This window comes from Pseudaquabacterium pictum (genome assembly GCF_005403045.1).
GTDB lineage: Bacteria > Pseudomonadota > Gammaproteobacteria > Burkholderiales > Burkholderiaceae_C > Pseudaquabacterium > Pseudaquabacterium pictum.
Genome location: NZ_BJCL01000015.1, coordinates 120,330 through 127,591, shown reverse-complemented (window position 1 = coordinate 127,591; position 7,262 = coordinate 120,330). Strand labels below are relative to the sequence as shown.

Sequence of the window (7,262 nt, the reverse complement as noted above, 5' to 3'; positions counted from 1 at the left end):
CGCCGCCCGGCCGCCGTCGCCCCAGGCGGTGTCGGCCGGCAGCAGCAGCGTGGCGATGCGGCCCTCGGCGCCGTCGCGCGCGGCCTGCACCGCGGCGGCGCCATCGGCGCCGACATCGGCCGCGCTGGCGCTGCTGCGCACCCAGTGCGACATGCTGCGGGCGATGGCTTCGGCCTCGCTCTTCAGCGGCGATTCATGCCGCACATGGTCGGTGGCATGGTCGCCGACGATGTTGACGATGCCCGAGCGGGCCTTGCGCGCGTTGTGCAGGTTGGCCAGGCCATTGCCCAGGCCCGGGCCCAGGTGCAGCAGCGTGGCCGCCGGCGTGCCGGCCATGCGGTAGTAGCCATCGGCCGCGCCGGTGACCACGCCTTCGAACAGCCCCAGCACGCAGCGCACGCCGGGGATGCGGTCGAGCGCAGCGACGAAGTGCATCTCCGAGGTGCCGGGGTTGGCGAAGCACAGCCCCACGCCGCTGGCGGCCAGGGTGGTGACGAGGCTTTCGGCGCCGTTCTGCGGCGTGCTGGGTGTGGTCAAGGCGGGTCTCCTGGTCGGTGGCATCACCGGTCCAGGGCGAACCCCCGGGCCTGCAGCAGCGCGCGGGCGGCCGCTGCATCGGTGAAGTGGGCAGCCTGCCAGCCGGCCTGCTGCGCCGCCGCCACATTGGCGACCACATCGTCGAAGAACAGCAGGTCGGCCGGCGGCACGCCGAAGCGCTGCGCCGCCAGGTCGAAGATGGCGCGCTCGGGCTTGATCAACCGCACCCGGGCCGAAAAGATGCCGTCGCTGAACCGCTGCAGGAAGCCGTGGGTGCGCTCCAGATGGTCGGCATACGGCGCCGGCATGTTCGACAGGAAGTACAGCGGGTGGCCGGCAGCATGCAGGTCGTCGATCAGCGACACGGTGCCGGGCAGGGGCGCAAAGTCCAACGGCACGGCGTCGACCACAGCTTGCGCATCGGCAGCGGGCAGCCCGGTGCGGCGGGCAATGCGCTGCACCAGCGCATCCGGCTCCAGCGTGCCACGGTCGAACGCGGCCCAGTCACCTTCGTAGCCCTGGAAGATCTGCTGCATCCAGTGGCGGGCGCTGTCCGGATCGGTGGCCTGCTGCGGAATCACACGCTGCAGCAGCTGCATGGGCTGCCAATGGAACACCACGCCGGCGAAGTCGAACACGACGGTGGGCAGCCGCGCCATGGCCATCAATCCTTCAACCGGGCCAGCAGCCCGGCGGTCGATGCATCCAGCCCGCGGGTGTCGGCCGCGCCGCTCGCCGTCAACCGCGGCAGCAGCTGGCTGGCCAGCGCCTTGCCCAGCTCCACGCCCCACTGGTCGAAGCTGTTGAGGCCCCAGAGCGCGCCGCTGGTGAACACCCGGTGCTCGTACAGCGCGATCAGCGCGCCCAGGGTGTGCGGCGTCAGCGTGTCCAGCAGCAGCGTGGTGCTGGGCCGGTTGCCGGGAAAGGTGCGGTGGCGCGCCACCGTCAGCTTGCCCAGGCTGGCCGACGCGGTGGGCGCCGCCTCGCCCAGCGCGGCCTCGGTGGTCTTGCCCAGCATCAGCGCCTGGCTCTGCGCCAGGCAGTTGGCCAGGGCCTTGGCATGCAGGTCGGCATGGGGGTGGGTGGGGTGCTTGACGGCGATGAACTCCACCGGGACCACGTCGGTGCCCTGGTGCAGCATCTGGAAATAGGCATGCTGGCCGTTGGTGCCCGGCTCGCCCCACACCACCGGGCTGGTGCCGAAGGGCAGCGGCTCGCCGTCGAGATCGACGCACTTGCCGTTGCTTTCCATCTCCAGCTGCTGCAGGTAGGCCGGCAGGCGCTTCAGACCCTGGTGGTAGGGCGCCACGCTGCGGCTGCTGAAGCGGTGGAAGTTGCGGTACCAGACATCCAGCAGGCCCAGCTGCACCGGCAGGTTGGATTTCAGCGGCGCCTCGGCAAAGTGCCGGTCCATCGCATGCGCGCCGGCCAGCAGCGCACGGAAATGCTCGCTGCCCACGGCGATGGCGATCGGCAGACCGATCGCGCTCCACAGCGAGTAGCGGCCGCCCACCCAATCCCAGAAGCCAAAGGTGATGTGGATGCCGAACTCGGCCGCGGCGGTCAGGTTGGTGGTGGCGCCGACGAAGTGGCGGTCGATGTCGGTGCCGCCCTGGTCCAGAAACCACTGCCGCGCCACCGCCGCGTTGGCCATGGTCTCCTGCGTGGTGAAGGTCTTGCTGGCGATGATGAACAGCGTGTTGTCGGGCCGCAGCCTGCGCAGCACCGGCGTGATGTCATGCCCGTCGACATTGCTGACGAAGTGCATGGTGATGCCGGGGTGGGCCCAGGCATCGAGTGCCGGCACCACCATCTGCGGGCCGAGATCGCTGCCGCCGATGCCGATGTTCACCACATGGCGAATGCCCGAGCTGCCGGTGTCGCGCACCTGCTCGGCGAAGTCGAACAGGCGGTCGAGCACGCCATGCACTTCATCGCTGAACGGCGCGGTGCCACGCGGTGCCCGCAGCGCGGTGTGCAGCACCGCCCGGCCCTCGGTGGTATTGATGGGCGCACCGGCCAGCATCGCATCACGCCGGGCTTCCAGGCCGCATTCCTGCGCCAGCTCGGTCAGCAGCTTGCGGGTCTTCAGGTCCCACAGGTTCTTCGACAGGTCGGCGAACACGCCGGGCGCCTGCAGGCTCAAGCTGTCGAAGCGGCCGGGGTCGCGGTTGAAGGCCTCGCGCAGGTCGAGATCACGGCCATGGGCGGCGAAGTGGCCCTGCAGCGCGGCCCAGGCCACGGTGGTGTCGCAGCGCGGGAACTCCATGGTCACAGCCCCTGGATGATGGCGTCGAGCTTGGCCGAATCGACCGCGAAGGCCCGGATGCCCTCGGCCAGCTTCTCGGTGGCCATCGCGTCGTCGTTCAGCGCGAAGCGGAAGCCGGGCTCGTCGAAGTGCACCGCCGGCAGGTCGGCCCGGGCGGCCACGGCCGGGTCCAGCCGGCGCTGCAGTGGGGCCTCGCTGGCTTGCAGTTGCGCCAGCAGTTCGGGGCTGATGGTCAGCAGGTCGCAGCCGGCCAGCGCGGTGATCTGGCCCACGTTGCGGAAGCTGGCGCCCATCACCTCGGTGTGGATGCCGAAGCGCTTGTAGTGGGTGTAGATGCGCTCGACCGACAACACGCCGGGATCGTTGGCGCCAGCGCGGGCAGCTTCGTCCCAGCTGGCGCCGGCCTGCTTCTTGTACCAGTCGTAGATGCGGCCGACGAAGGGGCTGATCAGCCGCACGCCGGCGTCGCCGCAGGCCACGGCCTGGCAGAAGGCAAACAGCAGCGTCAGGTTGCAGTGGATGCCTTCGGCCTCCAGCACCTTGGCAGCCTGGATGCCCTCCCAGGTGGCGGCGATCTTGATCAGCACCCGGTCGCGACCGATACCGGCGGCCTCGTACAGCGTGATCAGCCGGCGCGCCCGGGCCAGCGTGGCGGTGGTGTCGAAGCTCAGCCGTGCATCCACCTCGGTCGACACCCGGCCGGGCACCACCTGCAGGATCTCCAGGCCGAAGGCCACCAGCACCTGGTCGACCACTGCGTCCAGCGGCTGGCCGCGGTGGGCGGCCACGGTGCGCGCCAGCAGCGGCGCGTAGTCGGGCTGCTGCACCGCCTTCAGGATCAGGCTGGGGTTGGTGGTGGCATCACGCGGCGCGAACTGCGCCAGTTGCTTGAAGTTGCCGGTGTCGGCAACAACGGTGGTGAATTGCTTGAGCTGGTCGAGCTGGTGCATGGTGGGCTGCTCCTGGAGACGGGCGGAATTAAACCGCGATCGCGGCACGGGCGGGCCGCGAGCGGCCATGCAAGTGCTGCACCAGCCGGCGCGGATTGACCCACCCAAGAAACTGCTGCATCATTCTGCCCGTAATTTAGTTACCACTCCAGCGGCCGCTATACGGCCGGCACCTGCGCAGGAACTGTCCATGTCTTTCGACCTCGTCTTCTTCGGCGGCACCGGCGATCTCACCTGGCGCAAGCTGATGCCGGCGCTGTTCCAGGCCTTCCGGCACGGCAAGCTGCCGCCGGGCGGGCGCATCCTGGCGGTGGCGCGGGATGAACGCAGCGATGCCGAGTACCGCCAGTTCATCCGCGAGCGCTTCCCCGAGGTGGACAGCGCCAAGCGCCCCAGCGACGAGGAGTTCGCCCGCTTCGCCGAACTGCTGCACTACCGCCGCATGGACCTGTCCCAACCCGAGCACTATGCCGGGCTGAAGCAGTGGATCGATGCCCGCGGCGCCGACACCGCCGTGCTGTACCTGGCCACCAGCCCCTACCTGTTCCCGGTGGTCTGCGCGCAGCTGGGTGCCGCCGGGCTGAACGGCCCCAAGGTGCGGGTGGTGCTCGAAAAGCCGCTGGGCCACGACCTGGCCAGCGCGCAGGAGATCAACCGGGTGGTGCGGGCGGCGTTTGCCGAGCAGCAGGCCTTCCGCATCGACCACTACCTGGGCAAGCCGGCGGTGCAGAACCTGATGGCGCTGCGCTTCGGCAATGCGCTGTTCGAGCCGCTGTGGCGCCGCGAGAGCATCGCCAACATCCAGATCACGCTGGCCGAAGGCCTGGGTGTGGGCACCCGCGGCGACTACTACGACACCACCGGCGCGCTGCGCGACATGATCCAGAACCATGCGCTGCAGTTGCTGACGATGATCGCGATGGAGCCGCCGTCCACGAATGACGCCGACGCCATCCGCGACGAGAAGCTCAAGGTGCTGCGCTCGCTGAAACCCTTCACGCCCGAGAGCGTGGCGCGCGACGTGGTGCGTGGCCAGTACAAGGCCGGCACCGTCGGTGGCGAGGCGGTGTGCGGCTACCTGGACGAGGTGAAGGTGCCCGCCGGCAGCCACTGCGAGACCTTCGTGGCGCTGCGCACCGAGGTGCAGAACTGGCGCTGGGCCGGCGTGCCGTTCTACCTGCGCACCGGCAAGCGCCTGGCCGGCCGGCATGCACAGATCGTCGTCAACTTCCGCGAGGTGCCGCACCCGATCTTTCCGGGCTCGGCGCGGGCCAACAAGCTGGTGATCAAGCTGCAGCCCGAGGACGGACTGGAGCTGCACCTGCTGGCGGCCAAGGGCAGTGCCCAGGGTGAGCTGCTGGCGCCGGTGAGCCTGGACCTGGACTTCGACAAGGCCTTTGCCAGCGAGCGGGTGGGCGCCTACGAGCGCCTGCTGATGGACGCCATCGCCGGCCGGCTGAACCTGTTCGTGCGCAGCGACGAGCAGGAGCAGGCCTGGCGCTGGGTGGAGCCGATCCTCAAGGCCTGGGAAGCCGACCCCAACGGCCCGCGGCCGTATGCTGCCGGCACCTGGGGCCCGCCGGCATCCAGTGCCATGGTGGCCCGGGACGGCTGCACCTGGGACGAAGAACAGTGAGACAACACGATGCTTGACCGGATCAAGGCTTCCATCCCTGCCCTGCCGCCGGCCGAGCAACGCGTGGCCAAGCTGCTGCTGGCCGATCCGCGCAGCTTCGCCACGCTGCCGGTCAGCGAGCTGGCCGACCGTGCGCATGTCAGCAAGCCCACGGTGGTGCGCTTCTGCCGCAGCGTGGGCTACGACGGCTTGGCCGATTTCAAGCTGAAGCTGGCCGGCACGGTCAACGAGGGTGTGCCCTTCGTGCACCGCGCCGTCGACGAGGACGACAAGCCCGGCGACCTGATCGTCAAGGTGATCGACAACGCGGTGGCGGCGATGCTGAAGTACCGCAACAACGCCGCCGGCCATGCCTTCGAGCAGGCGCTGACGGCGCTGACCGCCGCCGGCCAGGCCGGCAAGCGCATCGAGTTCTACGGCGTCGGCAACTCCGGCATCGTGGCGCAGGATGCGCAGCACAAGTTCTTCCGCCTGGGCGTGCATGCCACCGCGGTGAGCGACGGCCATGTGCAGGTGATGGCCGCCACCATGCTGGGGCCGGGCGACTGCGCGGTGGTGATCAGCAATTCCGGCCGCAGCCGCGACCTGATCGACGCCGCCGACATCGCCCGCCGCAAGGGCGCCACGGTGATCGTCATCACCGCCAGCGGCAGCCCGCTGGCCCAGCTGGCGCAGGGCAACGGCCAGGTGCTGCTGGCCGCCGACCATCCGGAAGACTTCGACCGCTACAGCCCGATGGTCTCGCGCCTGCTGCACCTGACCATCATCGACATCCTGACCACCGGCGTCGCCCTGCGCCTGGGCCCGGCGCTGCGGCCGATGATGCAGGAGATCAAGCGCAACCTGCGCGCCAAGCGCTATGCGGCACCGGGCTGAAGCGCCCCGCCAGGTCGGTCAGGCCGGACAACATGCACGACACGCCGGCTTCACCGCACCAGTTCGATGACCGCGTAGGACAGGAAGTACTCGCCGACGACGGGCATCTGCATCAGCGCATGGCCCAGCTTCTGGCGCAGCGGCGATCCGGAGAAGGAACGCTTGTCGAAGCGGTCGATCCGCAATCCTGACTGCCGCACCAGCACCTCGAAGCCGCGCATGTCGAGCTCGTTGATGTAGCCCTGCTCCTTGAACGACGACCAGGCCTTCCACTTGTTCGGTTTCTTGTGGCCGTTCTCGTCCAGATCCCAGTGCCGGGGCACGAACTGCGGCGAGTCGTAGACGTGCTCGGCGGCGCGCAGCATGGCTTCCTGGCCAAAGATCACATGCGCCCACGGAATCGGTATCAGGGATTCCATGTGCGGTCCCCACGGGCCCTTGTACGGGAACCATTCGATCAGACAGCGCCCGCCAGGTCGCAGCACGCGGTACCAATCCTGGAAGATCGGCAGCGGCGACATCACGTGCTCCAGGCAGTCGAAGGCCACCAGCGTGTCGACCGACTGCTCGGCGACCGGCAGCCCGTCGGTGGAGCCGAGCTTGAAGTCCAGACGCACGCCCGCGGGCAGCGCGAACTCGGCAAGCCGGCCCTTGGCCCTGGCGATGCCGGCGGCGTTGATGTCCACGCCGAGGATGCTCCGCGGCTGCTTGTCGGCTGCGAGGAAGAAGCTCAGCGAGCCATCGCCGCAGCCAAAATCGAGCACGTCCTTGCCGGCGATGTGCGCATCGGAGAACGAGCTCCAACTGCGTGACAGCGATTCATCGCGCCAGCCGACATAGGCCTGGTAGTCCACCGTGCGCTTCATCGGCGGCGGCAGCAGGCGCTTGCTGAGAGACGCGCAGACACTGGCTCTGAAATTCATCGTGGGTTCTCGTCATCGGCCAAGTTGGTGCTTCTTGAAACCGGCCAGTCGGTCTTGGTCCTGCATCGACC

At 69.0% G+C, this 7,262-nt stretch carries 7 protein-coding genes; 2 read left to right on the top strand and 5 right to left on the bottom strand.

Features of this window, described 5'->3' with window-relative positions:
• The 4 genes from FFT10_RS22235 to tal all read right to left on the bottom strand — a co-directional run.
• Positions 1-561: thiamine pyrophosphate-binding protein (locus FFT10_RS22235; RefSeq protein WP_373282571.1), on the bottom strand; the 561-nt coding region annotated here is incomplete at its 3' end.
• Positions 561-1,196, bottom strand: a complete 636-nt coding sequence (locus tag FFT10_RS22230; RefSeq protein WP_137735063.1) for an HAD family hydrolase — start codon at positions 1,194-1,196, stop codon at positions 561-563. The genes FFT10_RS22235 and FFT10_RS22230, both read right to left, overlap by 1 nt.
• A 5-nt stretch (positions 1,197-1,201) precedes the next feature.
• Positions 1,202-2,806, bottom strand: coding sequence for a glucose-6-phosphate isomerase (gene pgi / locus FFT10_RS22225; protein ID WP_137735062.1), 1,605 nt, complete (start codon positions 2,804-2,806; stop codon positions 1,202-1,204).
• Between the two features lie 2 nt (positions 2,807-2,808).
• Complete coding sequence (tal, locus tag FFT10_RS22220; protein WP_137735061.1) at positions 2,809-3,756, bottom strand: transaldolase; 948 nt, start codon at positions 3,754-3,756, stop codon at positions 2,809-2,811.
• Between the two features lie 190 nt (positions 3,757-3,946).
• On the opposite strand from tal, the gene zwf reads away from it, so the two are divergent.
• Entirely contained in the window at positions 3,947-5,392 is a 1,446-nt protein-coding gene (gene zwf, locus FFT10_RS22215; protein WP_137735060.1) for a glucose-6-phosphate dehydrogenase, read from the top strand.
• A 9-nt stretch (positions 5,393-5,401) separates the two neighbouring features.
• Positions 5,402-6,268 (top strand): MurR/RpiR family transcriptional regulator, encoded by an 867-nt coding sequence (locus tag FFT10_RS22210; protein ID WP_137735059.1) that lies wholly within the window; start codon positions 5,402-5,404, stop codon positions 6,266-6,268.
• Positions 6,269-6,318: 50 nt separating this feature from the next.
• Here the strand turns inward: FFT10_RS22210 and FFT10_RS22205 are convergent, their stop codons facing one another.
• A complete protein-coding gene (locus FFT10_RS22205) occupies positions 6,319-7,191 on the bottom strand; it encodes a class I SAM-dependent methyltransferase (protein WP_137735058.1) in 873 nt (290 codons plus the stop codon).
• Positions 7,192-7,262 lie beyond the last annotated feature (71 nt).